Genomic DNA, 25,251 nt, shown 5'->3' with positions numbered 1-25,251 from the left:
CGTAGTGGGGAACATAGTATTGAGTGAATTATTAGTCGACAAGTCTGCCTTATTGTTGGGACTTTCTAAATATATTGAGAAGGGTCTAATTAATGGTAATATCCTTATTCATAGAGCGTTGTTATCTGAGTTGGAAAAAGAGACTAGAGATGGGTTAATTTCTGGAGAAATAGCGTTAGATGAAATAGAAAAAATTAGAAAATTATCAGAGAGATACCTCTTCTCGGTAGAAATAGTTGGAGAGCCAAGTTCAAATGTAGATAATGCACTAAGAGAATACTGCTCACAAAGAGATTGTAGCATAGTTACTGCGGATGAAATTCAAAAGCAAATATGCTCATATTTAGGCATCAAAGTAGTTTATCTACAACCTTTTGAAGGATCTTTAAGCATAGAAAAATTCTTCGATGAGAATACTATGAGCGTACACTTGAAAGAAGATACTATACCTAAGGCTAAAAAAGGTAAGCCAGGAAATTGGCAATTTGTAAACTTATCTAACACTCCTATGTCTGCAGACGAAATTAAAAGTTTAGTTGGTGAGCTTATTAATGAAATAAAGTATGTTAAAAACTCTTTTATAGAAATAGAAAGAAAAGGTTCAACCATTGTCCAGCTCGGCAATTATAGGATAGTAATAACTAGACCTCCGTTAAGTGATGGTTGGGAAGTTACTATTACTAGGCCAGTTACTAAAAAGAGCCTTGAAGACTACAATTTGCCAGAAAAGCTAATTGAAAGATTAAAGGAGAGAGCAGAAGGAATCCTTATAGCAGGTTCTCCAGGAATGGGTAAAACAACTTTTGCACAAGCGCTTGCAGAATATTACATGAAACTAGGTAAAGTAGTTAAAACTATAGAGTCGCCAAGGGATATGCATTTACCTCCAGATATAACACAGTACTCAAAGAACTATGCTGAAATAGGAGAACTTCACGATATTCTATTATTAAGCAGGCCAGATTATACAGTTTATGATGAAATGAGGAATGACGACGATTTTAGACTTTACATTGATTTAAGATTAGCAGGAATAGGAATGATAGGTGTAGTTCACGCTACCACTCCCATAGATGCAATACATAGGTTCCTTAATAGAGTTGATTTGGGAACTATTCCGGGAATTTTAGATACTGTAATTTTCATAAGTGAAGGAACAGTAAAGAAAGTTTATAGTTTGGACATGACAGTTAAAGTTCCACTAGGATTAAGAGAAGCAGATTTAGCTAGACCGGTAGTTGAAATTAAGGACTTCTTAACAGACCAAGTAGAGTATGAAATTTACGTATTTGGAGAGCAAACAATGATTGTTCCTGTATCAAAGACTAAGGGAGGTAATAGCGTTGAAAATAAGATTGCTAAGACTGTAATGGACAGTATACCAGGAGCTGAGGTAAAGTACGAAAATGGAGAATATGTGATAACAATTCCTAAAACAGAAATTGGTAAATTTAATAGAAGGCTTAACTCTAAACTAAGGAAATTGGAAAAGAAACATGGAGTAAGGATAAGGATAAGATTAGGAGATTCAGATGAAGAAGTCTAAAGTTTTACTAAACTTAGCTTCAACTGCTCTTACTAAATCTTCAAGACTAAGTCCTTCTTCAATTACTTCTTCATCAGCTACGTAATTTCCGCTTTCTGTTATTCTAAGTTTACTAAATGGTATAAATTTGAGGAATTTGGGAAACTTTACTGCTAGAAAAAGTTCTCCTCCACTCTTTTTTGCAAAATTAATTATTCCTTCTGCCTGGCTTCTCGGAACGTAAACCTTATTCTTTTCTTTTCTACTCTTAACTTCGATTAATAGAATTACGCCATTCTTCATTGCTATAATATCCGGTATTGGATCTTTTCTTTTACTTCCACTTGCTGGTGCTCTAACTACTGCAAATCCTTTATCTCTGAGAGAAGAGAGTATATAGTGCTCTACACTAGTTCCTTTCCTTTTCCTTTCGTTCACAAGAATAATTAAAAAATCTAAGATTTAGGCTTTCCTCTCTCAATAATTTCCTTTAATCTTCTTCTAGTTTGCTCCTCTAAGCTATTCTCTATTTCTTCCAAGCCTTCCTTTATTGTAGGACTTCCTCTGTTATATTCCTCTATCCATTCCTCAGCGAATTTACCAGATCTTATTTTTTCTGCAGCTTCTAGCATTCTTTTTCTAACTTCCTCATTTATTACAAACTTTCCGACAGTTAATCCTCCGTATTTTGCTGTGTCAGAAACTGCCTTAAGCATACCAGTGAAGCCTTTTTCATAAATTATATCTACTATCATCTTCATCTCATTGATTGTCTCAAAGTAAGCTACTTCTGGTTGATAACCTAATTCAACTAACGTCCTGAAAGCTGACCTCATTAATTCCATTACTCCGCCTACTAATGTAGTTTGTTCTCCGAATAAATCAGTTTCAGTTTCTTCCTTAAATGTGGTCTCTATTACTCCAGCTCTTGTAGCACCTATACCTTTTGCAATTGCTAAAGCCTTTTCCATTGCCTTTCCAGATGGGTTTTGCTGAACTGCCACTAATGCTGGAACTCCTCCTCCTTTAGTGTAAAAGTCTCTTACTGTTGCTCCTGGCCCTTTAGGTGCTACCATATAAACGTCGCTGGTACTAGGAGGATCAATTAGCTTATAATGTATATTAAAACCGTGGGCAAACACTAAATCTGCTCCTTCCTTCATATTTGGTTGTACTTTTTCTCTATATACGTACCTCTGAACCATATCAGGAATTAGAAATATTATAATATCAGCCTGCTTTACTGCATCTTCTGTATGTACTGGCTGAAAACCGTCTTGGACTGCTTGTTTCCACGAATTTCCTTCTCTTTCTAAGCCTACTATAACGTTTAACCCTGAATCCCTTAAGTTTAATGCCCAAGCTCTTCCTTGATTACCATAACCTAATACTGCAATTTTTTTATCTTTTATAGGATCTAAACTTGCATCTTGGTCTGTATATATTTTAGCCAACTTTTTCACCCCAACTATAGGTTGTTACTTTTGTATATGACGGGATAAAAAACGAATCGTTTTGGCAAGGAATCAATTTACCGTCTTCTAGAACCTCAACTTTTTCTACGTCTACAGTTTTACTTAAGTTGAGTATTGCCAAGTGAGTATTCTTAGTTTCTCTAACTAGGAGATAAACCTCGTATAAGCCGTCATCACTTATTCTCCTCGCTGTGACCCAATCTATGTCTACCCATAGTTTTCTAAATGTACTGATTACTCTCTCTAGGAAGCCTGGATCTCTATAATACCCGGTTACTTTAACTATTCTTCCTTGGGTCACTTACTATCACCTGCTTTAATTTTCCTCCAGGAGGTAAAGTAGGTAAAGCTAATTCGTTTTTATCTATTGGTAATCTAATTACAGTTGGCATATCTTCCCTTATTGCGGTTTTTATTGCTTTTTCTAGTTCCTCATAACTATCTGCATTAAAACCTAAAGCACCAAATGCCTCAGCATATTTAACGAAATCAGGCGATGGCCCGTAATCTACTCCTACTATTCTTTTATTCTGGAATAGGTCTTGTACCTGTCTTACTAAACCTAGAGATCTATTATCGAATATAACTGAAATTACTGGAATATGCTCATCAACGGCTGTAGCTAAATTATTTCCAGTCATCATAAAGGATCCATCGCCATCCAAATCTACTACTACTTTATCTGGCCTAGCCAGCTTTGCACCCATGGCTGCAGGCAGTCCAAAACCCATTGTACCCATGCCCGTTGAAGATAAGAACGTCCTAGGTTCTAGAACTTCCCAAAATACTTCGGCCCACATTTGGTGTTGTCCTACTCCAGTTGTTACTATTGCATCCCTAGGAATCGCATTTCTTATTGTCTTCAATGCCTTCCACGGTTTTATTTTACCTGGTTCGTCTTGATAGTAAAATTGTGCATAATACTCTTTCAATTCCTTAACTCTTTTCATCCATGCGGATCTATCTTTTTTCATTCCGACTTTAATTACTGCGTTTAATAATTCCCTAGTTAGAATTTTTGCATCACCATACATAGCTACATCTACTTTGAACGCTCTCTCTGTATCGGTTGGGTCTAAGTTTATCATGATGAACTTCTTCTTAGTCTCTATCATCTCATCGTAAGAAGTAAATGTTCTATCACTTAATCTAGCCCCTATTATTAACATTACGTCTGATTCTAACGCAGCAAGTGATGCTTCCGCTCTTCCATAGTATCCCATGGGTCCAACATATAATGGATGATCGTGTGGAATAGCCGATTTACCAGGTAAGGTTGAAATTATTGGGCAAATTAGAGTTTCTGCTAGGTTTAACACTTCAGTAGTTGCATTGGACCAAGTTACTCCAGTACCAACTAGAATTATTGGTTTTTCTGCATTAACTAGTATTTCTGCTGCCTTCTTCAGTTTTTCAGGTTCTATAACAGTTCTGAACGGCTTATATCCTCTTACCATTGGTTTTTCTGGCCATTCTACCTCATCCATTTTTTCTAATTGGATGTCTCTCGGAATATCTACAAGTACTGGGCCAGGTCTTCCCGTAGTGGCAATGTAAAATGCGTTCTTTATCCATATTGGAATTTCACTTACAGTTTTTAGTTGCACTACATACTTTGTTATATCTTTAAATATCCCAGGTTGGTCTGATTCTTGAAAAGCCATTTTTCCTATTGAAGATCTATTTACTTGTCCCGTGATCGCTATTACTGGCGAGCTATCCCAATATGCTGTTATCATTCCAGTTACTAGGTTATTAGCTCCTGGACCGGATGTAGCAGTAACTACACCTGGGAAACCTGAAACTCTTGCAAATCCGTCTGCGGCGTGAGTTGCTCCTTGTTCATGTCTCATTAATACGTGTCTTATTTCTTGGTTTTGTATTTCATAGTATAATTCGTCATAAAACGGCATATTATATAATCCTGGTATGCCGAAGATTACTTTCACTCCTTCTCTCTTTAGCGCTTCCACTAGAATTCTGGCACCGCTAGGCAATACTCTTCACCTCTGCTATTATTTTTAGAAGAAGCAATTGGTTGACTTGAAAACATTTTAGAGAACTTATTGGATTTGGAGGGTATGATCACCTATCATCTTTTCCACGGCTTAGCAAATATACCGTTAAATTTTTAAGCTTTATCTTTTCTCTTTAAAGACTCTTATGATAATTTTTTAACTTTTTAAAAAGTTATGGATCCATAGCTTTAAAAATAGTTTAATCTAACATGTGAAGAATTTCACTATGACATTTTATATCTTTCCACATTTCAACACATTTAATATTTCCTAAATACAACCATACATTTCCAAAATGAGATCTTCTATCGTCAACAAACATTGTCTCCTCTGGTTTTATTTTAATCCCCTTATTTCTCAGCTCATTAAAAATCTCATTTATCATAATAAACTTGTAAGGAAAGTCTCTGGAAACAATAACGTCAAAATATTTATATAAATCTAGAATTTGTAAAATTTTTTGTGTCTTATCCGGATAATTCCATGTCGCTAAACCCAGTATTATTCCTTTCTTCTTCAGTTCTTCTAAAGTGTCTCTAACATCTGGAAAAACTTTTAGCTTTCTGCCTTTAGCGTCTTCAATTTCGTTTTTATTAATAACTTTTATCGGATCTTCAAATTCTGAAATATTATAGTGATCCCAAAGAGTTTTGTCTGCATCAAATATTACTACTTTTATTTTCATCATTAGACTCTGATGGTGGGAGGGTAAAATAAATTATCTTTCCTTCGTGGTAATCTCTAATTAATTGCCTTGCGGCTTCTTCAATAAGGGGTTCTTTATCTTTTTTATAAAACCAGCCTCTCTTAATTGCAATCTTTTGGAGTAAATCCAATCCATCTGAATAATCAAGTTTATAAGCAGACTTCAACGCATTTTTATCAAACTTTTCAATTCTATCTATAAGTAATAATGCTACCTTTACTGGATCCTCTATTTTCTCAACCGCTTGGCCCCTTATTGCTCTTTCCAGTGGGCTTCCATCTGGAGGAATAATTCCGGGTGTATCCCAAGCGTAAATTTTTGAATCTACCTTGAACTTTTGTATAGTTTTTGTATAACCATAAGCCATTGGATGAGCAGAAGTAGAAGCGGAATGTCTTCCTTTTAGTGCATTTATTATAGAGGATTTCCCAGTCTTTGGATAACCTACTAAGCAAATTGTTCCTTCATTTCCCTTTAGTACTTCCTTTATCGCATTACGTAAAATTTTAGTCCCTAAATGAGAAGTTGCGGAAATGTAAACAGTTTTTATTCTATCTTCCTTTTCTATATATCTCTTCCATTTTTCAAGTACTTCCCTTGGCACTAGGTCTCCTTTGTTAATAACTATTAAAAGTCCTTTACCTTCCTTTTTTACTATGTTCTCTATCTTTTTGGATCTAGTAAGGTCGGGTTCCCTAGAGTCCACTATCTCTAGTACAGCATCTGATTTCTTTATAACCTTTAACACATCTCCTAGCATTCATTTTATTTTCTTTTTTCCTCATTATATATTCATGCCAATTGGTAAGATTGCAACATTTGACGAAGGAAGCATAAACGGTAGTATTGAATATTCAACTTTGCTAAAATCAACAAAAGTTAGCTCTGAAAATAGGGAACTACTTTATACATTTTATGCAGAGAAAAAACCCGTAAAGGCATATATTGTTATAATAACGGAGACAAGAGATTTAACAACTAAGTGGAGACTTTGGTTAAACAATTTTTCATTAACTAAGGAATTCAAGCCTATAGATATCGTGAGAGTTGGTGGATCTTATTATAATCTAAATATCTATGACGTTACTCATTTGACGCGAGAGGGCAAAAACGAGTTCGTTGTATCTCATTCTTCAATTGAAGGGATTTGGGTTCATATCATAAATTCAGTTCTATTTTATGAAGTTCCAGAGTTTAAAACGAATTATAAACTTAGAGCAGGAATATATTTAATACAACCTTCGGAAGAAATAGAATTAGACGGAGAAGGCAAAAATTACGTTGTAGTCAGGAACCCTAATAAGTCAATATTAAGAGTTGTTAATAGTACAGGAACTGTTACAACTATTGGAGGGAGTTTAGATAGTGATGAAATTGAGGTAAAAGGTCACTTGAGCATAATTCATGAATCGTCGCAAAGGAGTCCTGCTTTCCTATTTTTACATTATTCAGAAAATTCAATAACTCCAAATATTTCTATTAACGTAAATGGTAAAATAGGAAAAGATAATAAGGCCGTTATAACTCTTTATAACGACGGTGAAGTTGATTTAGATAGGGTTTTGCTTAATGCGATGTTGAACGGAGTTACTATACACTTTAAATCTTTTGATAATATAAAAATAGGACAAAAGATTAATTATGAGTTCTTTGTGCCAAAAAAGGGTAACGTGCATCTAAGAATTGTAGGTGTAAAATCCGGTTTTAGGAAAATTTTAGATAAAGATCTTGAATGGGAGACTGCCTAGGATAAAAGCTATCATACCTATGAAAGCTGAACCCTTTAATAAACCTCTAGCTTCTCCTCCACCTCTTGGTGAAGTTTCTGCAAATATTGCTTTTAAAGTGAAGAAAGTAAATGGAATTAAAAGTATTCCATAAATAATGTTAAATCCAAGTAGAATTGGCAACGGAGAGATTGCTAACATTAAAAGTAATATCACTCTTGCAGTATTCCAAGTGAATCTAATTCCCTTGGTAGTCGCTAATGTTCTCACGCCGTATTTCTTGTCTCCTTCATAGTCTTCTATACCTTTAACCAATTCTCTTCCTAATGTGAGAAGAAAAGAGTATGCCGTGGGTATTATTACTCTCTCAAACCAATTCCCTTCAAAATATGCTATACCACCATAGAATATTGATAAAGCAGTAGTAGTTGCTACGATAATATTACCAGGCAAGCCCTGCCTTTTAAGCGTTTTAGCGTAGTAAATTAAAGCTATTGAAGTCAGTATTGCCAATAATCCTTGTAAAATTCCAAGGATAAAAGCTAACCCACTGCCTATTATCATTGTTGAGTACGATAAAGTAACTGCGTTCTTTATGCTTATTCGTCCAGATGGTAGTGGTCTATCTGGTTTATTTATCTTATCTATTTCAACGTCGTATACGTCATTTATAGCATAACCGCCTGCTGCAACTAAAGACACTACAATCAGGGAGATTACTAGCTTCTCCAGATTAAAATTCCAGGCAGACGATACAACATATCCTGTAAAATCTCCTATTGCAGCGCCTATAACGTTATGTATCCTTACAAGTTTTAGATAAGGATTCACGATAACGTTAAATGAGTGTAAGAAAATAAAATTAGAGTATGGAAAAGGACATAGAAATTGCTGAGAAATATTTTAGAAAATATATTTCTGTTGGGGAAATTATTGCTGTCAGGGATTTAAAAGCACTAGGAGTTAAAGATCCAGAAAAAGTTATAGTTGAATTAATGAACAAGGGAATTATAGAAAAGGGCGAGGGATGTTTCAATTTAGTGAGAGAAAAGAAGCATTGAATGAAAATCGAATTCCTTTTCCGCCTTTATTGTTTTATCCTTGTAAATTCTTGCTAAAGATAACCAAATTCTCCAACTTTTCTCTACTAATGTAGTTAAATAGTATTGTTTTCTAATCTCTTTGGACAATTCTGAAAAAGTCTTAATATAATTATTTGAGGAAATTAGCTCGGCTATTCCAAATATTCCACCACCAGTAAATGTTTTTATTAATCCTGTTCTATCTCCAAAGGCTATAATGCTACTTTGGGGTTTAATTGGTTTTACTCTAGGTATTGAACCACCGTGTATCTCAATTAATCTTTTATCTACAACTGGTAAGAACAGCTTAGGATTAGAGTAAGATAAGGAGCCTACTAAAGTTTTATCTGGCAAAGGTACTATCCACGAAAACCCTCCAGGATTCTTTGAATCAATAAAAACTTTAATCGTATCCATTTCTGGTAAAGGCTCTTTTACTTCTTCTATTGCTCTGATCCATTTAGCCTTTCCTTTCCAGCCGGAGCAATCGATTACTTTGCCATGATATACATTGTTATTTACTACTACTTCCTTCTCGTTCTTAATTTCTGCATTAACTGGCCTAATAACTTTTAACTCCTGGTCTAGCCATTTTTCTAATTTTTCCCTGTTTAGTCTTAATACGTGAGTTTTAACGAAAACTGAATATTTATTGTTTATAACGATTTCTATTTCTTTAAAATCTCTATCTATGAACTCTCTTGGTATTCCTAATTTTTGAAAAGTAGAATAGCTTATTATTCCAGTACATTTTTTACCAGGAAATCTTTTCCTATCAAAAATAAGAATTTTTTCTTCTTTGTCCTTATTTTTATATCCAAATAAAAGCCCTGCTAATCCTCCGCCTACTATTAAAAGTCCGATGATCTATCAGCCTCATTCATGCTATACCTTTTTGCCCCAAGCTCCTTTACTATGTAAGCAAAGGCTTTCTTGGGGTCGCTTTTTGCACCGCAGGAATAAACGTCAACCGTGGCAAATTTGTACTCAGGCCATGTGTGAATTGTTATGTGACTTTCTAATACTATAGCTACAACGCTAGCTCCTTCACCGATTTTCCAAGCCTTAACGTCAAGGAGGGTCATGTTACCTATTTTAGCTGCATTTATTACAATATTCTTCAGTTTTTCCACATCTTTTAAAACTTCCTCATCGCAATCATATAAGCTTCCATAAACTTGTTTTCCTATAACTTTTGGTACTTCTTGGTTTATCCCCATCATTTTTAAACCCCCCTTTATATACCCCCGAACCCTATTTATTTAAAATTAACCTAAACATGTTACAAGGTTTTTAAGACTTAAACTATAGACAGCTTTAATATTTTTAATACTTAAAATCCCAGATAATTGAGATATATTCAAGGTAAAAATTAGATTTTTAACGCTAAAGTCCTTATTTAACACATTGATGAAGAGTGAGTATAAGAAGGATTGTTCTTGACGTTTTAAAACCAATTAAGGGCACAACAATAATAGATTTAGCCGGTAAACTAACTGAACTAGAAGGAATAGATGGAGTTAATATTAGTGTAACAGACATGGACGTAGAAACTATGGGTTTAATGGTGGTTATAGAAGGGCCTAACATAAATTTTGAGGAAGTAAAAAAGGTCTTAGAAGAAGACGGTTGTGCAATACATAGCATAGATGAAGTTGCTGCAGGAAATAGATTAGTTGAGGGAAGGAAAGGAAAATGATTTGTGACGTTTGTAAATCTAGAGAGGCTGTAGTTTATCAGCCCCATACTGGGAGAAGATTATGTAAAGAATGTTTTATAGATGATATAAGACAGAGAGTTAAGAAAGAAGCTGAGAAACAAGGCCTTCTAAAGGCTAACAAGATTCTTTTAGCAGTTTCTGGAGGGAAAGATAGTTTAACTTTAGCAGACACATTAGCTAGTTTCATTGATCCTAAGAAATTGGTTGCCTTTAACATCGTGGAAGGGATTTCTGGATATAATAGGAAGGAACAGGCAGAGAAATTAAGAAAATACCTTGACGATCTTGGTATAGAATTAATATCAACCTCATTTAAGGATTCTGTAGGTTACACATTAGACGAGATGGTGTCCTCGGCTAGAGCTAAAGGGCTAAATATATCAGCTTGCACTTTTTGTGGAGGATTTAGAAGAAAATTAATTAACGATGCGGGAAGACAAGTTAAGGCAGATTTAGTAGCAACTGGACATAATTTAGATGACGAGGCACAAACTGTTATAGTAAATATACTTAGAGGTGACGTTAAGAGATTAGTAAGATTAGGGGATGTACCTCTAAAGTTAAGTGACAAGTTTGTTTTGAGAGTCAAACCTCTAAGGAAGATTTATGAGTGGGAAACCACAATGTATGCTTTTCTAAAAGGATTTGAATTTCAAGAAGTTGAATGTCCTTACATTTCAGCTAGACCTACATTGAGAGCTAAGGTTAGAGAGCTACTTTATTTAATAGAACAGCAAAAACCTGGTAGTCTACTTAGGATTGTTGAAGAGTTCGATAAAATATCAGAACTAGTAAGACAACATTCTCCTAAAGAAGAATTACCTACTTGTAAGATTTGCGGAGAACCTACAAGTTATGGAAGAGAAATATGTAAAAATTGTGAATTAATGATACAATCTGGGCTTTTACCTCAGAAGTATTTGCGTATATCATAAATTCTTTCTTCAATTCCTTTTCTCTTATTTGCTACAATTGCCATGGAAAATAAAAGTGAAGATAGTCTATTTAGATAAACTATTATCCATTTGTCAAATTCAATCTCTTTAGAATATTTAACTGCGTTCCTTTCTACTCTCCTTACTACGCTTCTGGCTACATGAAGGTAAGAAGCTTCTTCTGAGCCTCCGGGGATTACAAAAAGCTTTACTGGCCCGCTTTCTTTTCTATAGGCTACTGTCCTTTCTTCCAGCCATTTCACGTTCTCTTGAGTTATTTTAATATTTCCAGTACTTAATTCTTCTCCTATTGCAAACAATTCATATTGAATTTTTTCAATGTCTTTCTTCATATCGTCCCAAGGTAATTTAGCTAAGGCTAAGCCCAAGAAAGAATTTACTTCATCTAAGTCACCTAACATATTTACTAAAGGCGAATCTTTACCTACTCTCTTATTTATTACATTTGTGTTTCCGTCGTCTCCAGTTCTTGTGAACATTTAATAAGCTTAAAAAATATCTCAGTAATATAGGTTTTGGTGGGCTGAATTTCTCAGACTTTCAGTGCGTTTCTGGTCAATATATCCCAAAAATGGCAAAAGAAATGGGAAGAAAGCAAAATATTTGAGAGTAATCCAGATAGTAGAAAGAAGTTCTTTACTACAGTAGCTTTTCCTTATCCAAATAGTCCTTTTCATCTAGGTCACGGAAGAACGTATACCACTGCTGATATTTATGCAAGATACATGAGAATGAAAGGCTATAATGTACTATTCCCAATGGGATTTCATTATACAGGAACACCGATAATAACTATGGCAGATGACGTAGCTAAAGGAGAAAAGGAAGTTATAGATATTTTCAAAAATATTTATGAAATACCTCCAGAAGATATTCCGAAATTATCAGATCCGCTGTTCATGGCTAACTACTTTAAGGAAGATATAAAGAAAGCTATGAAAGAACTAGGGTTAAGCATAGACTGGAGAAGAGAATTTACAACAATAGACCCAGAATTTTCTTCATTTATTGTATGGCAATTTAATAAATTACAACAACAAGGCTATATAGTGAAGGACACTCATCCAGTAGGCTGGTGTCCTGTTCATCATTTACCGGTCGGAATGCATGACACTAAAGGCGATGTAGAACCAGATATAGGAGAATACGTGCTAATTTACTTTGAATCAGAGAAGGGTATCTTGCCTGTTGCAACTTTAAGGCCAGAGACTATCTTTGGAGTAGTTGCAGTATGGGTAAACCCCAAAGTAACTTATGCAATAACTGAAATAGATGGAAAAAGAATGATAGTTACAGAAAGGGCAGCTTTTAAGTTAAGTTTCCAGATAGATAATGTTAAGGTTTTAGATAAGATTTCTGGATCGGATTTAATTAAATTAACTGCGATTAATCCAATAACCGGTCAGAGCGTTCCAGTATTGCCTGGTGAATTCGTTGACCCAGATATGGCAACAGGAGTAGTAATGAGCGTTCCGGCTCATGCGCCTTTTGATTATTATTATTTAAAGAAAGTTAGTCCAAACACCCAAATAATTCCAGTAATAAAGGTTGAAGGTTACGGTGAGTCTCCTGCTGCGGAAGTTGTTGAAAAAGAAAAACCTAAGAATGACGCTGATCTTAAGAAATTAACTGAGTTAGTATATAGAACTGAATACAACAAAGGAAAAATGAGGGATGACGTGTTATTAAGAGCTAAGCCAGAGTATAGGGAAGAGTTAAAAGGTATTGTAGGCTTATCGGTACCAGAGGCAAGAAAAATAATTACTGATTTTATAATTAATCACGGTCTAGGTAGGAAAATCTTGGAAATAATGAATAAGCCAGTTTATTGCAGATGCGGAAATGAAGTAGTAGTCAAGATACTAAAGGATCAATGGTTCTTAGATTATGGTAATCCAGAGTGGAAAGCTAAAGCAAAGAGATTACTATCAATGATGAGAATAGTGCCAGAAGAAGTCAGAAAAGATTTTGAATACGCATTAGACTGGCTGCAAAAGAGGGCTTGTGCTAGAACTAGAGGATTAGGTACACCTCTACCTTGGGATAAGAAATGGATAATTGAAAGCTTATCAGACTCTACAATTTATATGGCTTATTACACGATAGCTCACAAGATAAAGAAATACAACTTACATGCTTCTCAGTTAACGATTGAATTTTGGGACTACGTAATGCTAGGTAAAGGTAATGTCGAGGAAGTATCTAAGGCAACTAATATCCCAGTTGAAGTTTTACAAGATTTAAGAAATGAATTCACTTACTGGTATCCATTAGATATGAGACATAGCGGTTCTGATTTAATACCTAATCACTTATCGTTCTTTATATTTAATCATGCAGCAATCTTCCCAGAGAACTTATGGCCTAAAGGTATAGCAGTTAATGGTCTAGTACTTTACGAAGGAAAGAAGATGAGCAAGTCCTTGAGGAATATAATTCCTCTGAGAAAAGCAATTAGAATCTATAGCCCAGACGTTATTAGAATAACCTTAGCCGCAACAGCAGATATGGGATCTGAAACTAACTTTACAGAGACTGTAGCCAAGTCTGTAACTGATAATTTGAAGAAGTTTTATGACATGATAACTACAATTAAAGGGCTTGATAGTAAAGAGTTTGGTATTCCAGAAAAATGGATGTTATCAAGGTTATATTCTACTATAAAAGAAGTTACGCCAATGATGGATGAAATGAGGTTTAGAGAAGCCTTGAACGAGATCTTATTTGGTTTATCATCCGATATTAATGATTACGTGGAGATGACTAAAGCTGAAGGGAGAAACCCTAATGCTGAAGTGCTAAAAGAAGTTCTAGAAACTTGGAGTAAATTAATATCTCCATTTGCGCCCCATATAGCAGAAGAAGTTTGGAATTCATTAGGTCATAACACTTTTGTATCATTAGAAGAATGGCCTAAATTTGATGAAAGTAAGGTTGATATCAAAACAGAAGTTGCTCACGAATATCATAAGCTAATAATCGATGATGTTAAGGCTATATTAAACGTTTATAAGGGTACTCCAAAGTTAGTTAAAATATACGTTGCAGATAAGTCTAAAATGCAGCTATTAATTGATGCATTAAATGTTATTAGTTCTGGAGGAAATATGAAGACTTTCATTAGCTCTCATAAGCCTAAGAATAGTGAGGAAGCAAAAGAATTACAAAAAATATTCCAATATGCTCAAGGCTTAGGAGACGAAATGAAGAAGATAGCATCTTATGGTTTTGATGAAGGAGAGCTAGTTAAAGAAGGCCTAAGCTATATTAAGTACAAGTTAGGATTGGAAGTTAAAGTGGAAAGATTTACAGATGAAATTAAGAAGAAGTATAACAAGGATGCACTACCTTTAAGGCCTGCAATTATTATAGAATGAGTTTTATTTTCTTTCCTTCTATGTCTATTTTATCAATTTCTTTTAAGAATAATATTTTTTCCTTTACTTCATCTCTAGGGATATTTAATCTTTTTGAAGCGATGTTAACTAAATCTTTCATTTCGCATTCTCCTCCCAGCTCTTTTATAATATTAAGTAATTCGGTGTAGTCATTTGCTAATTTTATTTCATTTATCTCGCCTTTCACAATCTTAAATGGAATTATTTCGTCTTCAATTATTGCCTTATAAGTATTATACTCAAATTTTTCTACTCTAACCTTTATTGCATTAACCTTTAGATTCTTATAAGAAGTTGCAAAAATAAACTTTTCCGGTAACTCATTTTCATTTTCAGCTTCAAAAACTAAGAAAGCAGAATTTTCGTCACATTTTATTGGGAAATCTACGTCTTTAGGATAAAATTCCCACTTTATTTTACCGAAGTTTCCGATGCAAATGTTCTTCCCAGTTTTTCTATAATAAAGTGATGCAAAATTCATTAGCAATGTTAAATTTGCTGAGTAATAATAGGAGATTACTAAGCTTTTCTTGTCTAGTAATCTTTCTAAAAACACGTAATAATTTGTACAAAAAATTTTTAAATTTATTTCCACCTTTTTACCAAGGGTTTCGTATTGCACCAACCGAAATACCTAAATGGTTAAAGGAAGCTAAGGAATATGATTATAGTGATATAAAGGAAGGAATAAGACTTCATTTAAATGAATCTCCATATTCTCCACCTAATTTTATAATCCAAGAAGTGGAAAAGTACCTATCTCAAGGTAATAGATATCAACACCCTGATCTAACTTCTAGGTTTAAGGAATTAGCTGCAGAATATAACAAGGTAGAGCCATCCAATATTTTCCCTACGCCTGGAGGAGACGGAGCTTTAAGAGCTATTTTCTATAATTTCCTAAATCCTGGAGACACTGTAACTTACAATTTCCCATCATATAGTATGTATTCTGTTTATTCTACAGTTCGTGGACTAAAGGTAAATAAAGTAAACTTGGTGGAAAACGGAGATTGGTGGAAGGAAGATATAGATAAACTTCTAGATTTCGCTAAAAAGTCAAAATTAGTAGTAATAGATGATCCAAATAATCCTACTGGTTCGCCTATGTTAAAGGCTAATAAAGATTTGATATCCACTCTTGTAGAGAGCATAAATGGGTTCCTAGTTTTAGACGAAGCGTATTACGAGTTCTCAGGCTATACTGCAGCTTCGTTAGTAAATGAATATCCAAACGTTATGATAGTGAGAACCTTAAGTAAAGCGTTCTCTTTAGCTTCTTACAGAGTTGGCTATCTTATTGCAAATAAAGAAGTAGTAGATGCTTTAACAAAAACTTCTACACCTTTTGACGTAGCTTTACCTTCATTAATAGCTGGAATAACTGCATTAGAAAATCCATCTTATGCGAGAAAAATAGTAAATGAGATTACTGAAAATAGAGAATATCTATATTCGTCTCTTAAAAAACTGGGTTTAAAGGTATATAAGTCCGTTACAAATTTCCTCTTTGTTAAGGATAATAGAGATTTATTAAATCCTTTAATGGAAAGAAAAATAGCTATTAGGAAGCCAATTGATGGATTTTATAGAATAACTGTTGGAACTAGAGAACAATGTGAAATTTTGGTTAAAGCTTTGGGTGAGATTCTTGAAAGTGGCGATTCCAAACAAAGGTAGGCTTCAACAACCTACTTTACAATTCTTAACTCAAGTAGGAATTAAGCCGTTAGCTAGCGACGAAAGGGCGTTAATGATACCCACTAGTTGGGATGGAGTACAATTAGTTATGATGAGAACAGAGGATATACCTAATCTAGTCGAAGCAGGAGCTGCAGAAATAGGAATAACTGGTCACGATTACGTTACTGAATCTAAAGCTGACGTTGAGGAATTAATAAAATTGGACTTTGGAAAAGCTAAGATAGTTTTAGCCGTGCCTCAAAACTGGGACGTTGAGAATGTTGAAGATTTAAGGAGAAAGAAGAATGGTATAAGAATTGCCACCAAATATTATAATATAGCTAAAGAATATCTAGATAAAGTTGACATAGATGCAAAAATAGTAAAAATAAGTGGTGCAGCTGAAGTTATGCCGTCGCTGGGTGCAGCAGACGCAATAATTGATGTAGTTAGCACTGGGACTACGTTAAAATTACATGGGCTAAAGTCTATCGACGAGATTCTCCAAACTTACGCTGTAGTTATTGGTAATAAATATTGGATGAAATCCGAGGAAGCAGAGAGAGTAAATCTAGTATTAACTATGATGAAAGGTGTAATTTCCGCTAGAGGAAGGAAGATGATATTCATGAACGTAGACGACAGTAAATTAGAAGATGTTATTTCCTCTTTACCTGCAATGTTATCTCCTGCTATATCTAGGTTAAGCAAAACTAACGCTTGGGAAGTGATAACAGTTGCAGAGGAGAGTCAGTTACCAGAAGTTATAGCTAAAGCTAAGGCTGCAGGAGCTAGGGATATTGTAGTTGTAAACATAGAGAAGGTTGTTAAATGATGCATGTAGTACCTAGTATAGATATAAGTCAAGGAAAAGCTGTAAAAAGAGTGAGAGGAGTTAAGGGGACTGGAATCATAATAGGAGACCCAATAAAAGTTGCTGAGAATATTTACTCTTTAGGCTATGATACAGTTCATATTGTTGATCTTGATGCCGCAGAAAACTTAGGAAACAACGAAGAAATAATAGCTGGTATTGCGAGAATAGGTTTTAAAAGAATTGAAGTAGGTGGAGGTATAAGGAGTATTGAAAAGGCAAACAGAATGTTATCACTAGGTATTACTGAAATTGTTGTTTCATCAATACTTTTCACGAATAAGGAAGAATTTGATAAAATGACTGAATTACTAGGAGATAGACTATTTTTCTCGATAGACTATTGTGAAGGAAAAACCCTAATTAAAGGTTGGAAAGAAGAGGCAAAAAGTGTAGACGAAACAATTTCCTTACTGAAAAATTATGATATTAAAGGAGTAATTTTTACTTATGTATGCAATGAAGGAACTAAGAAAGGAATTGACGAGAATATTTCAATATACTCTAGTAGAGTGAATAAACTTAAGGGATACGCAGGAGGTATAAATAACATTAATGATCTTCTAAAGTTAAAGGAGAGCAAGATAGACTTTGCAATAGTAGGAATGTCTTTTTACTCAGGAAGTTTAAAGGGTGTGAAATATGTCTAGATACGCCGCAGTAAAGAGAGATACTAAAGAGACGGAAATAGAAGTTTACCTAGATATCGATACCCCAGGGAACGTAGAAGTTTCTACTCCCATACCTTTCTTTAATCATATGTTAAATTCAATGCTATTCCACATGAATTCTTCTGCAAAGATTATTGCTAAAGATAAAGAAAATTACGATGACCATCACGTAGTTGAGGATACTGCAATAGTTTTAGGGGAGGCATTTAAGGAAGCTTTAGGTAATAAGAGCGGCATAAGGAGGTTCTTTAGCATATTTACTCCGATGGATGAAGCTCTAGTTTTAGTTGCTGTTGATATTTCTGGCAGGGGCATGGGAATAATAGATCTAGACCTTAAGAGAGAAGAAATAGGTGGCTTATCTATGGAGAACGTTCCCCACTTTTTTAGGACTTTTGCATATAACGCTGGAATAACATTACACATAAGGAAATTTAGTGGAGAGAATGAGCATCATATAGTAGAGGCTGCATTTAAAGGTTTAGGAATTTCGTTGTATGAAGCTTCTAGGATAGTTAATAATAGATTACCTACAACTAAGGGATTATTATGACTACAAAGAGAATTATTTCATGCTTAGATGTAAAAAACGGAAGAGTAGTAAAAGGAGTTAACTTCCTTAATCTTAAGGACAAAGGAGATCCAGTGGAATTAGCAGCTAAGTATGAAGAAGAAGGGGCAGATGAAATAGTTTTCTTAGATATTTCTGCAACAATTGAAGGAAGGAGAACTTTACTTGATGTTGTAAGAAATACTGCGAGCGTTTTGTCAATACCTTTGACAGTAGGAGGAGGAATAAGAAGCTTAGAAGATGTTTCAAGAATATTATCTTCTGGTGCAGACAAGGTTAGTATAAATACCGCTGCTGTAGAAAATAAGCAAATAATTACTCAAGCTTCTGAAGAATTCGGTGCACAAGCAGTAGTTGTAGCGATAGACGCTAAAATTGAGGGAAATTCTTGGATTGTTTACACAAAATCTGGTACTTTCAGGACTGGGTTAGAAGCAATTAGTTGGGCTAAAGAAGTAGAAAGTTTAGGTGCAGGAGAAATACTCTTGACTAGCATTGATAAAGATGGGACAAGGTCAGGATATGATATTAAACTAACTAGAGCTGTAGCAGAGGCAGTAAATATTCCAGTAATAGCCAGCGGTGGAGCAGGAAGACCAGAGCATTTTTTTGAAGTCTTAACAGAAGGAAAAGCAGATGCTGCTTTAGCAGCAGGTGTTTTTCATGACGGAGTTATTAGAATCAAGGATTTAAAGTATTATTTAAAAACAAAGGGAGTTGATGTGAGGATATGATAATAAAAGATCTTCCTAAAAGTAGGCCTATAAGTTTTGATCAAGTCCTGGACAAGGTAAGCGAGATTGTAGAGAAAGTAAAAAGAGAAGGAGACAAAGCCTTAATTGAATTTACTGAAAAATTCGACGGCATAAAGCTTGATAATATAAAAGTTACAAGGGAAGAGATTCACGCTGCGGCTTCATTACTTTCTGAAGACATTAAGAAGGCAATAGATGTAGTCTCAGAGCAAATAAAGGAATTTCACACTTCAATAAAGCCTCCTCAAATAGGCGGTGGAAAAAGTGGAGTTGACTTTGGGATAATTTGGACTCCGTTAGAAAAGGTAGGAATTTATGTGCCAGGTGGTAAAAAGCTTTATCCATCAACACTACTAATGGCAGGAATACCGGCAATAGTTGCTGGAGTTGAGGAAATTTATGCTGCAACACCTACTAAAGGTAAAATTGATCCTGCAATTGCATACATTGCAGAAAAACTTAATGTAAAGGAAATATACAAAATTGGTGGAGCACAAGCTATTGCTGCATTGGCTTACGGAACGGAGAGCGTTAAGAAAGTAGATAAGATAGTGGGACCAGGAAATGTTTACGTTCAAGCAGCAAAATACATTGTAAGTAAAGATGTAGGAATAGATGGAATAGAAGGTCCTACAGAACTAGTTATTGTCGCTGATGATTCAGCTGATTCTGAGCAAATTTACCTTGATTTACTTGCTCAGGGAGAACATGGAAATTCCACGTTATTAGTTTTAATTTCTACTTCTGATAGAATATTAAGAGAAGTAGAGGAAAAAGCTTCTAGTTCCGACCTTACTTTTTATTTAGTTAAAGCAAGAGATCTTGAAGAAGCAATAACTTATGCAAACTCTATAGCTCCAGAACACCTTTCTTTGCAAGTTTCTTCTCCACGAGAAGCCCTAAAAATGGTAAGAAATGCCGGTGCAGTAACTTTGGGTAGAACTCCCCCTGCAATTATTGATTATAGTGCTGGGCCAGATCATATTTTGCCGACTAATAGTTGGGCTAAATTCAAAGGAGGACTGACAGTATACGATTTCCTTAAGCCTATCTCTTTCGCTCAAGCTACTAACCCAGATAAGGAGCTAATTAATGCTGCAATTACTTTAGCAAGGTATGAAGGATTCGAAATTCACTCTAAAAGCATAGGCGAGAGATATGTCTGAAGTTTTGGATAAATTATACGAAATAATACTTCAGAGGTTAGAGAAAATGCCGGAAAATAGTTATACCGCTGAACTTGTTAAAAAAGGAAAAGGATATATAGCAAGAAAGGTTGGAGAAGAGGCCGTAGAAACAATTGTTGCTTCACTATATGAGGGAAGAGATAGGTTCATCTCTGAAGCAGCGGATTTAATGTATCATCTCTGGGTTCTTATGGCAGTTGAAGGAGTTAAACCAGAAGAATTATATGCTGAATTAAAGAGGAGGATGAAATGAAGGCTCTAGTTGTTAATTACGGCGTAGGTAATCTATTTAGTATCTCTTCAGGATTAAAGAGAGCTGGATTCGAAGTTGAAATAAGTAAGGAAATTAAGAATGCAGACCTAATAGTATTCCCTGGAGTTGGAGCATTTTCTGCGGTATCAAAGTTCATTCAGATTAACTCGGATAAAATAAATGATCTTAGGAAATCTGGAGTTCATTTTCTTGGAGTTTGCTTGGGTCTTCAAATAATGTTTGAAAAAGGAACTGAAGGCGGTGAAAGTAAAGGTTTAGGATGGTTTAAAGGTACTGTAGATAAGATCCATGCAAATGTAAAACTTCCGCACATAGGCTGGGATAAAATTTACGTCTCTGGGGATTGTGAGCTAACTGAAGGACTTGACGGAAAGTATGCATATTATGTTCATAGTTATGTTGCTTATACTAACGATCATGTGGTAATGAAGTCCAACTATGGAATAGAATATCCTGCAATGGTTTGTAAGGAAAACGTTGTAGGCACACAATTTCATCCTGAAAAGAGCAGTGAAACTGGGAGAATATTTTTTGAGAACTTAAAGAGGTGGGTGTCACGCTAAAACTTTCAGAAGATGAGGCTAAAAAGATAATTGAGAAACTTAATTTTAGACATGAATATGACACAATAATTGCAATTCTTCAACATTATAAGACTAAAGACGTCCTTATGGTAGGTAATATGAATAAAGAAGCTGTTTTTAAAACTTTAACCACAGGGATGGCTCACTTTTGGTCTTTAAGCAGGAAAAGACTTTGGCTAAAAGGAGAAACCAGCAAACACTTTCAATTAATCGAAGATTTTTACGTTGATTGCGACGAGGACGCAATAGTATTTCTTGTAAATCCATTAGGTCCAACTTGTCATACTGGAAATTATACATGTTTTTATAGAAATTATAGAAGTTTTATAGCTAAGTATTAAATTCTCTGTCTACAAGGTATATCTGGTAAAAATGTCACAAATTAACAAGGAAGAATGGAAGCAAAAAATTATGGAAGCTTTAACGCAAGTTTTTGATCCGGAAATTCCAGTAGATATAGTAAACTTAGGATTGATATATGATGTGCAAATTTCTGATGAAGGAGATGTTTACATAAAGTTAGGCTTAACTGCTCCAGGTTGTCCAGTTGTTGATGATCTAGTATATACTGTAGAACAAGTAATAAAGGAAACTGTTCCAGCTAAGAAAGTAGATGTTGATATAGATTTAGAGACTCCGTGGACTCCATTAAGAATGACGCCAGAAGGTAGAGAAAAATTCAAGAAATTATATGGTTATGATATAGTAGAAATGTGGGTACAAACGTACGGCTTACCGGCTCAAGAACAGAAGTCATAAAATCCCCAAATTTTGTTTTCTATTATGTCTTGGAGTTTACTTGAGCTCATTAGAAATAATCCAGATGAGCTAATAGATTCTCTAAAGAAAAGGAACATGGACGCTTCTTTAGCGTTAAAAGCTGTAGAATTGGATAAAAAATGGAGAAGCATTTTACAAGAAGTCGAGAAGCTTAGACATCAGCATAATGAGATTAATTCTCAGATACCTAAGCTAAAGCCAGAAGAAAGGAAGGCTAAAATAGAAGAGGCAAAAAAACTTTTACAGATACTTGAGGCTAAGGAAAAAGAACTAAAAGAAATTGAAGAGCAAAGGGATGAGATTTTAAGATCATTGCCTAATATAATAAGTCCAGACGTTCCAGTAGGTCCAGACGATACTTATAATGTTCCTATAAAATTCTGGGGCAAATTCAAAGTTTATGAGAAGGATTTAGAGGAGTTTAAGAAGCAACTCAATGGCGCTCAAGTAGAATATGAGATTATAAATTGGAAGCCTGTAGGTCATGCTGATATGTTAGAGAACGTATTGAAACTAGGGAACACTGAGAAAGCATCCCAAGTAGCAGGCTCCAGATTTTATTATTTATTTGACGATTTAGTTTGGTTAGATTTTGCACTTTTACTTTACGCAATAGATACAATGACATCTAAAGGTTATAGGCTAGTTTTACCACCTTATATGCTTAGAGGAGAAGTAATTCATGCAGTAATTGATTTAGACACATTTAAAGATGCAATATATAAAATAGAGAACGACGACTTATACTTAATAGCTACCGCAGAGCATCCGTTAGCTGCCTTATACTATAAGGAAGACATTGAGAAGGAAGAATTGCCAATAAAACTTGTTGGAATTAGTCCTGCTTTCAGGAGAGAGGCAGGTGCTGCTAATAAAGATCTTAAAGGGATATTTAGGGTTCATCAATTTCATAAAGTCGAGCAGTTCATTTTCTCTTTGCCTGAAGATAGTTGGAAATACCATCAAGAATTATTAAGCAATGCAGAAGAAATCTTTCAAGGATTAGGTATTCCTTATAGGATAGTTAACATAGCTTCGGGAGATCTAGGTGCCTGTGCAGCAAAGAAATATGACCTAGAAGCCTGGATGCCGGCTCAAGCAAAATTTAGAGAAATGGTAAGTTGTAGTAATTGTACCGATTGGCAGGCTTTTAGGATGAAAATCAGGTATGTTGATAGGAAGAATAATAAGAAAGGATATGTTCATACTCTCAATAGTACTGCGGTAGCAAGTACTAGGACAATCACGGCTATTCTTGAGAATTTCCAGAACGAAGATGGAACTGTAGAAATACCTAAAGTGCTAAGAAAATACCTAGAGCCTTTTAAGGCTGCACCAAAGGATTATATTTATCCAAGAAAGAAAAAGTGATAGAAGTTTTTCATTGCCTCAATTTAGACTCTAGCATCGCTTCTACTTGTTTCATCTTTCTCTTAGCTATTGCTAAGAATAACTTTAGTGTAAGTTTTACAGGATAGTATAAAGGTCCTTTCATGTAGAACTTGTTTATTATATCCTCAGCCCAGTATACATCGTGCCAGAACACTTTCTTATAAAGTTCTATGTGCGCATCGTTTAGTTTTACTCTGGTGAACCAATCTTTATTCTTAAAATATCCCATTGGCACAAAGAACATTGGGACTAGTATGCTTCTATAAGGTCTTAGATTATCCACAAGCTCTATTGTTCTATACACGTCATCTTCAGTCTCTTCTGGTAAGCCTACAATCATTGTACCTGCGGGTATTATATGATTTTCATGCATTATTTTGAAAGCTTCCTCAACGGTTTCTGGGTAACTTTCTGGCTTATACGGTGCGGATTTTGCAGGCATTATCTCTTTTGCTAATCTAACTGATCCAGTTTCAATTCCTACTTCTACGCCTAAATAATTCTGATTTCCATCTTGATAAACTATTTCCATCAACTTTGAAACAAGGCCATATTTTTCTTCAGAATATCTAATTGCTGCAAGACTGGCATGGCTCCAGGCAATAGTTTTATAATACTTTTTAACTAGCTGATGTAACTTTATTAGTGGTTCTGGTTTTGGTAATATTCCTACTGCTCCGTAAAATAGTACATCGTCACTGTGGATTAAGCCATGTTTTATTCCAGCTTTAACGTTAACTTGCAATTCCCTTTCTATTTTATCTAAAGGATAGTAACGAGTTGGTCTTAATGTTACAGAACAGAATCTACAAGATCTTGGGCATCCTCTCATTATTTCTATTAATCCGTTGACGCTTCCGCCTTTAATATCTGGAATATCTTCGATGGATGGAACATCATCTCCGCTAACATATATGTACTTTGGTAGTTCTTCTCCATCAAGTATCATTTGGGCCAATTTTACAATGACTTTCTCTCCTTCTCCATCAACTAAAGTATCAACCCCAAGCTTTTCTATCATATCTTCTCTCCATAACCACTGCCAAGTAGAAGGACCACCAACGAGTATTTTCATTCCATGTTTTTTTCCTTCAGCAATTTCTGGTCTGTTAATCAGTTCTTGAAAGCTCTTGTAATTTACTGGTTCCTTTTTAGTTATTCCCCACCAGGTTGAAGATGGAGGCCCAAACGCAAAATAATCGTGGTGAGAGAAGAGTAAAGCCTTTGCTGTTGGTGTGTATTTTCCAATGTAATCTGGGTCTATAATTGCTGCATTAAAACCTTCATCTATTAACTTAGCCTCAATTTTCCTCATCCCATAAGGGGCTTCTATAGGCCTTCCATATTCATCAACTTTAACCTTTGGGCAGGCTAACCATTTCCAGACTTTTTCTGGAATTCCTATCGCAGGCCCAGTACCTAAGAAGCCTATGAATTCCTTATGATGATGGTTAGTCATTAAGCAACGGTCTGTGGTAATTATGAAATCGTAATTAGGCATTTAGTCACCTATTGCTGTTGTTGTTTTTGTTCTTCCTTCTTTTTAGTCTCTTCTTCTTGTCTTTTCTCTTCTTTAGTTTCTACTTTCTGCTGTTCTTTCTTTTCAACTACTTTAGGAACTTTCACATAGATGCCTAATTTATTTAAATATTTCGCTACTTCTACTGGAAGTTCTTCTTCTTTTATTTTTTTAGCCTTATCTACGTCTGGAGTCCATTCTTTTTCTTCATTTATGTTATATTTTCTATTTTGATAAATGGAATAAATTTTTTCTCCTTTTTCGGTTTTTAGTTCTTCTATAATAATTTGCATATTTTCTAAATCAAGAAGATATAGGTTAGGAACTTCAGAGATTTTCATACTTTATAAAATG

At 34.8% G+C, this 25,251-nt stretch carries 30 protein-coding genes and 1 pseudogene; 17 read left to right on the top strand and 14 right to left on the bottom strand.

What is annotated here, in order from left to right:
• The first annotated feature begins 19 nt into the window (after nucleotides 1-19).
• A complete protein-coding gene (locus tag D1866_RS00735; RefSeq protein WP_152941419.1) occupies nucleotides 20-1,546 on the top strand; it encodes a holliday junction branch migration ATPase PINA in 1,527 nt (508 codons plus the stop codon).
• Here D1866_RS00735 and hjc read toward each other — a convergent pair.
• From hjc to D1866_RS00705, 6 genes are all read right to left on the bottom strand, one after another.
• Complete coding sequence (gene hjc, locus D1866_RS00730; protein ID WP_155860978.1) at nucleotides 1,529-1,963, bottom strand: Holliday junction resolvase Hjc; 435 nt, start codon at nucleotides 1,961-1,963, stop codon at nucleotides 1,529-1,531. The genes D1866_RS00735 and hjc overlap by 18 nt on opposite strands.
• A gap of 17 nt (nucleotides 1,964-1,980) precedes the next feature.
• Nucleotides 1,981-2,988, bottom strand: coding sequence for a ketol-acid reductoisomerase (ilvC, locus tag D1866_RS00725; RefSeq protein ID WP_155860976.1), 1,008 nt, complete (start codon nucleotides 2,986-2,988; stop codon nucleotides 1,981-1,983).
• On the bottom strand, nucleotides 2,972-3,301 hold the full coding sequence (locus D1866_RS00720; protein WP_013775964.1) for an ACT domain-containing protein: 330 nt from the start codon (nucleotides 3,299-3,301) through the stop codon (nucleotides 2,972-2,974). Before D1866_RS00720 ends, ilvC begins: the two co-directional genes overlap by 17 nt.
• Nucleotides 3,279-4,997 carry an acetolactate synthase large subunit gene (locus tag D1866_RS00715; protein ID WP_152940689.1) on the bottom strand — a complete coding sequence of 573 codons (1,719 nt, stop codon included), beginning with the start codon at nucleotides 4,995-4,997 and terminating at the stop codon, nucleotides 3,279-3,281. Before D1866_RS00715 ends, D1866_RS00720 begins: the two co-directional genes overlap by 23 nt.
• 220 nt (nucleotides 4,998-5,217) lie before the next feature.
• Nucleotides 5,218-5,703, bottom strand: coding sequence for a magnesium-dependent phosphatase-1 (locus tag D1866_RS00710; RefSeq protein WP_152941417.1), 486 nt, complete (start codon nucleotides 5,701-5,703; stop codon nucleotides 5,218-5,220).
• Entirely contained in the window at nucleotides 5,678-6,484 is an 807-nt protein-coding gene (locus D1866_RS00705) for a GTPase (RefSeq protein ID WP_152940687.1), read from the bottom strand. Before D1866_RS00705 ends, D1866_RS00710 begins: the two co-directional genes overlap by 26 nt.
• Before the next feature lie 34 nt (nucleotides 6,485-6,518).
• Between D1866_RS00705 and D1866_RS00700 the strand changes: the two genes are divergently transcribed.
• Entirely contained in the window at nucleotides 6,519-7,472 is a 954-nt protein-coding gene (locus D1866_RS00700) for a hypothetical protein (RefSeq protein ID WP_152940685.1), read from the top strand.
• On the opposite strand, the gene D1866_RS00695 is transcribed toward D1866_RS00700, so the two are convergent.
• Nucleotides 7,440-8,282: a UbiA family prenyltransferase gene (locus D1866_RS00695; protein WP_155860974.1), complete on the bottom strand. Its 843-nt coding sequence runs from the start codon at nucleotides 8,280-8,282 to the stop codon at nucleotides 7,440-7,442. The genes D1866_RS00700 and D1866_RS00695 overlap by 33 nt on opposite strands.
• Nucleotides 8,283-8,320: 38 nt before the next feature.
• Between D1866_RS00695 and D1866_RS00690 the strand changes: the two genes are divergently transcribed.
• Nucleotides 8,321-8,512 carry a PolB1-binding protein PBP2 family protein gene (locus D1866_RS00690; protein WP_152940683.1) on the top strand — a complete coding sequence of 64 codons (192 nt, stop codon included), beginning with the start codon at nucleotides 8,321-8,323 and terminating at the stop codon, nucleotides 8,510-8,512.
• Here D1866_RS00690 and D1866_RS13175 read toward each other — a convergent pair.
• From D1866_RS13175 to speD, 3 genes and pseudogenes are all read right to left on the bottom strand, one after another.
• On the bottom strand, nucleotides 8,489-8,950 hold the full coding sequence (locus D1866_RS13175; protein WP_231136347.1) for a geranylgeranyl reductase family protein: 462 nt from the start codon (nucleotides 8,948-8,950) through the stop codon (nucleotides 8,489-8,491). The genes D1866_RS00690 and D1866_RS13175 overlap by 24 nt on opposite strands.
• 378 nt (nucleotides 8,951-9,328) lie before the next feature.
• Nucleotides 9,329-9,385 (bottom strand): annotated as a pseudogene (locus D1866_RS13725) (hypothetical protein); the annotation flags it as partial.
• On the bottom strand, nucleotides 9,385-9,756 hold the full coding sequence (speD, locus tag D1866_RS00680; protein WP_148230295.1) for an adenosylmethionine decarboxylase: 372 nt from the start codon (nucleotides 9,754-9,756) through the stop codon (nucleotides 9,385-9,387). The gene speD and the pseudogene D1866_RS13725, both read right to left, overlap by 1 nt.
• A gap of 194 nt (nucleotides 9,757-9,950) precedes the next feature.
• Between speD and D1866_RS00675 the strand changes: the two genes are divergently transcribed.
• A complete protein-coding gene (locus D1866_RS00675) occupies nucleotides 9,951-10,232 on the top strand; it encodes a DUF211 domain-containing protein (protein WP_013775956.1) in 282 nt (93 codons plus the stop codon).
• Nucleotides 10,229-11,188: a TIGR00269 family protein gene (locus D1866_RS00670; RefSeq protein ID WP_152940681.1), complete on the top strand. Its 960-nt coding sequence runs from the start codon at nucleotides 10,229-10,231 to the stop codon at nucleotides 11,186-11,188. Before D1866_RS00675 ends, D1866_RS00670 begins: the two co-directional genes overlap by 4 nt.
• On the opposite strand, the gene D1866_RS00665 is transcribed toward D1866_RS00670, so the two are convergent.
• Nucleotides 11,164-11,688 carry a cob(I)yrinic acid a,c-diamide adenosyltransferase gene (locus D1866_RS00665; RefSeq protein ID WP_013775954.1) on the bottom strand — a complete coding sequence of 175 codons (525 nt, stop codon included), beginning with the start codon at nucleotides 11,686-11,688 and terminating at the stop codon, nucleotides 11,164-11,166. The genes D1866_RS00670 and D1866_RS00665 overlap by 25 nt on opposite strands.
• A gap of 72 nt (nucleotides 11,689-11,760) precedes the next feature.
• Between D1866_RS00665 and leuS the strand changes: the two genes are divergently transcribed.
• Nucleotides 11,761-14,586, top strand: coding sequence for a leucine--tRNA ligase (gene leuS, locus D1866_RS00660; RefSeq protein WP_152940678.1), 2,826 nt, complete (start codon nucleotides 11,761-11,763; stop codon nucleotides 14,584-14,586).
• Here leuS and D1866_RS00655 read toward each other — a convergent pair.
• Nucleotides 14,576-15,163 (bottom strand): hypothetical protein, encoded by a 588-nt coding sequence (locus tag D1866_RS00655; RefSeq protein ID WP_152940676.1) that lies wholly within the window; start codon nucleotides 15,161-15,163, stop codon nucleotides 14,576-14,578. The two genes, leuS and D1866_RS00655, sit on opposite strands and share 11 nt — an antisense overlap.
• 8 nt (nucleotides 15,164-15,171) lie before the next feature.
• Here D1866_RS00655 and hisC point away from each other — a divergent pair, with 8 nt between their 5' ends.
• The 11 genes from hisC to serS are packed head-to-tail and all read left to right on the top strand — an operon-like array spanning nucleotide 15,172 to nucleotide 23,357.
• On the top strand, nucleotides 15,172-16,287 hold the full coding sequence (gene hisC, locus D1866_RS00650) for a histidinol-phosphate transaminase (protein ID WP_152940674.1): 1,116 nt from the start codon (nucleotides 15,172-15,174) through the stop codon (nucleotides 16,285-16,287).
• Complete coding sequence (gene hisG / locus D1866_RS00645) at nucleotides 16,259-17,125, top strand: ATP phosphoribosyltransferase (protein ID WP_152940672.1); 867 nt, start codon at nucleotides 16,259-16,261, stop codon at nucleotides 17,123-17,125. The genes hisC and hisG overlap by 29 nt, the downstream gene beginning before the upstream one ends.
• Nucleotides 17,122-17,814, top strand: a complete 693-nt coding sequence (hisA, locus tag D1866_RS00640) for a 1-(5-phosphoribosyl)-5-((5-phosphoribosylamino)methylideneamino)imidazole-4-carboxamide isomerase (protein ID WP_196773451.1) — start codon at nucleotides 17,122-17,124, stop codon at nucleotides 17,812-17,814. Before hisG ends, hisA begins: the two co-directional genes overlap by 4 nt.
• Entirely contained in the window at nucleotides 17,807-18,388 is a 582-nt protein-coding gene (gene hisBd / locus D1866_RS00635; protein ID WP_152940670.1) for an imidazoleglycerol-phosphate dehydratase, read from the top strand. The genes hisA and hisBd overlap by 8 nt, the downstream gene beginning before the upstream one ends.
• Nucleotides 18,385-19,140: an imidazole glycerol phosphate synthase subunit HisF gene (gene hisF / locus D1866_RS00630; protein WP_152940668.1), complete on the top strand. Its 756-nt coding sequence runs from the start codon at nucleotides 18,385-18,387 to the stop codon at nucleotides 19,138-19,140. Before hisBd ends, hisF begins: the two co-directional genes overlap by 4 nt.
• Nucleotides 19,137-20,327, top strand: a complete 1,191-nt coding sequence (hisD, locus tag D1866_RS00625; protein ID WP_152940666.1) for a histidinol dehydrogenase — start codon at nucleotides 19,137-19,139, stop codon at nucleotides 20,325-20,327. The genes hisF and hisD overlap by 4 nt, the downstream gene beginning before the upstream one ends.
• Nucleotides 20,320-20,601, top strand: coding sequence for a phosphoribosyl-ATP diphosphatase (gene hisE / locus D1866_RS00620; RefSeq protein WP_013775945.1), 282 nt, complete (start codon nucleotides 20,320-20,322; stop codon nucleotides 20,599-20,601). The genes hisD and hisE overlap by 8 nt, the downstream gene beginning before the upstream one ends.
• A complete protein-coding gene (hisH, locus tag D1866_RS00615; protein ID WP_152940664.1) occupies nucleotides 20,598-21,185 on the top strand; it encodes an imidazole glycerol phosphate synthase subunit HisH in 588 nt (195 codons plus the stop codon). Before hisE ends, hisH begins: the two co-directional genes overlap by 4 nt.
• The gene (gene hisI / locus D1866_RS00610) at nucleotides 21,170-21,547 is read left to right on the top strand and encodes a phosphoribosyl-AMP cyclohydrolase (RefSeq protein ID WP_155860970.1); all 378 of its coding nucleotides are present in this window, start codon (nucleotides 21,170-21,172) and stop codon (nucleotides 21,545-21,547) included. The genes hisH and hisI overlap by 16 nt, the downstream gene beginning before the upstream one ends.
• 31 nt (nucleotides 21,548-21,578) lie before the next feature.
• Complete coding sequence (locus D1866_RS00605) at nucleotides 21,579-21,965, top strand: metal-sulfur cluster assembly factor (protein WP_152940662.1); 387 nt, start codon at nucleotides 21,579-21,581, stop codon at nucleotides 21,963-21,965.
• Between the two features lie 24 nt (nucleotides 21,966-21,989).
• Nucleotides 21,990-23,357, top strand: coding sequence for a serine--tRNA ligase (gene serS / locus D1866_RS00600; RefSeq protein WP_152940660.1), 1,368 nt, complete (start codon nucleotides 21,990-21,992; stop codon nucleotides 23,355-23,357).
• Between the two features lie 10 nt (nucleotides 23,358-23,367).
• On the opposite strand, the gene D1866_RS00595 is transcribed toward serS, so the two are convergent.
• Both D1866_RS00595 and D1866_RS00590 read right to left on the bottom strand, forming a co-directional pair.
• Nucleotides 23,368-24,879 (bottom strand): B12-binding domain-containing radical SAM protein, encoded by a 1,512-nt coding sequence (locus tag D1866_RS00595; protein ID WP_196773448.1) that lies wholly within the window; start codon nucleotides 24,877-24,879, stop codon nucleotides 23,368-23,370.
• Nucleotides 24,880-24,887: 8 nt separating this feature from the next.
• Nucleotides 24,888-25,238 (bottom strand): hypothetical protein, encoded by a 351-nt coding sequence (locus D1866_RS00590; RefSeq protein ID WP_152940658.1) that lies wholly within the window; start codon nucleotides 25,236-25,238, stop codon nucleotides 24,888-24,890.
• Nucleotides 25,239-25,251 lie beyond the last annotated feature (13 nt).

This window comes from Acidianus ambivalens (genome assembly GCF_009729015.1).
Lineage (GTDB): Archaea > Thermoproteota > Thermoprotei_A > Sulfolobales > Sulfolobaceae > Acidianus > Acidianus ambivalens.
This window is presented reverse-complemented; position numbering and strand designations above follow the sequence as displayed.

Bases quoted from the DNA above. Each gene is read 5' to 3' on its own strand.
- D1866_RS00710 (WP_152941417.1), bottom strand. From the start codon at position 5,703: ATGAAAATAAAAGTAGTAATATTTGATGCAGACAAAACTCTTTGGGAT.
- D1866_RS00705 (WP_152940687.1), bottom strand. From the start codon at position 6,484: ATGCTAGGAGATGTGTTAAAGGTTATAAAGAAATCAGATGCTGTACTA.
- D1866_RS00700 (WP_152940685.1), top strand. From the start codon at position 6,519: ATGCCAATTGGTAAGATTGCAACATTTGACGAAGGAAGCATAAACGGT.
- D1866_RS00690 (WP_152940683.1), top strand. From the start codon at position 8,321: ATGGAAAAGGACATAGAAATTGCTGAGAAATATTTTAGAAAATATATT.
- D1866_RS13175 (WP_231136347.1), bottom strand. From the start codon at position 8,950: ATGGATACGATTAAAGTTTTTATTGATTCAAAGAATCCTGGAGGGTTT.
- speD (WP_148230295.1), bottom strand. From the start codon at position 9,756: ATGATGGGGATAAACCAAGAAGTACCAAAAGTTATAGGAAAACAAGTT.
- D1866_RS00670 (WP_152940681.1), top strand. From the start codon at position 10,229: ATGATTTGTGACGTTTGTAAATCTAGAGAGGCTGTAGTTTATCAGCCC.
- D1866_RS00665 (WP_013775954.1), bottom strand. From the start codon at position 11,688: ATGTTCACAAGAACTGGAGACGACGGAAACACAAATGTAATAAATAAG.
- hisA (WP_196773451.1), top strand. From the start codon at position 17,122: ATGATGCATGTAGTACCTAGTATAGATATAAGTCAAGGAAAAGCTGTA.
- hisBd (WP_152940670.1), top strand. From the start codon at position 17,807: ATGTCTAGATACGCCGCAGTAAAGAGAGATACTAAAGAGACGGAAATA.
- hisF (WP_152940668.1), top strand. From the start codon at position 18,385: ATGACTACAAAGAGAATTATTTCATGCTTAGATGTAAAAAACGGAAGA.
- hisD (WP_152940666.1), top strand. From the start codon at position 19,137: ATGATAATAAAAGATCTTCCTAAAAGTAGGCCTATAAGTTTTGATCAA.
- hisE (WP_013775945.1), top strand. From the start codon at position 20,320: ATGTCTGAAGTTTTGGATAAATTATACGAAATAATACTTCAGAGGTTA.
- hisH (WP_152940664.1), top strand. From the start codon at position 20,598: ATGAAGGCTCTAGTTGTTAATTACGGCGTAGGTAATCTATTTAGTATC.
- D1866_RS00605 (WP_152940662.1), top strand. From the start codon at position 21,579: ATGTCACAAATTAACAAGGAAGAATGGAAGCAAAAAATTATGGAAGCT.
- serS (WP_152940660.1), top strand. From the start codon at position 21,990: ATGTCTTGGAGTTTACTTGAGCTCATTAGAAATAATCCAGATGAGCTA.
- D1866_RS00595 (WP_196773448.1), bottom strand. From the start codon at position 24,879: ATGCCTAATTACGATTTCATAATTACCACAGACCGTTGCTTAATGACT.
- D1866_RS00590 (WP_152940658.1), bottom strand. From the start codon at position 25,238: ATGAAAATCTCTGAAGTTCCTAACCTATATCTTCTTGATTTAGAAAAT.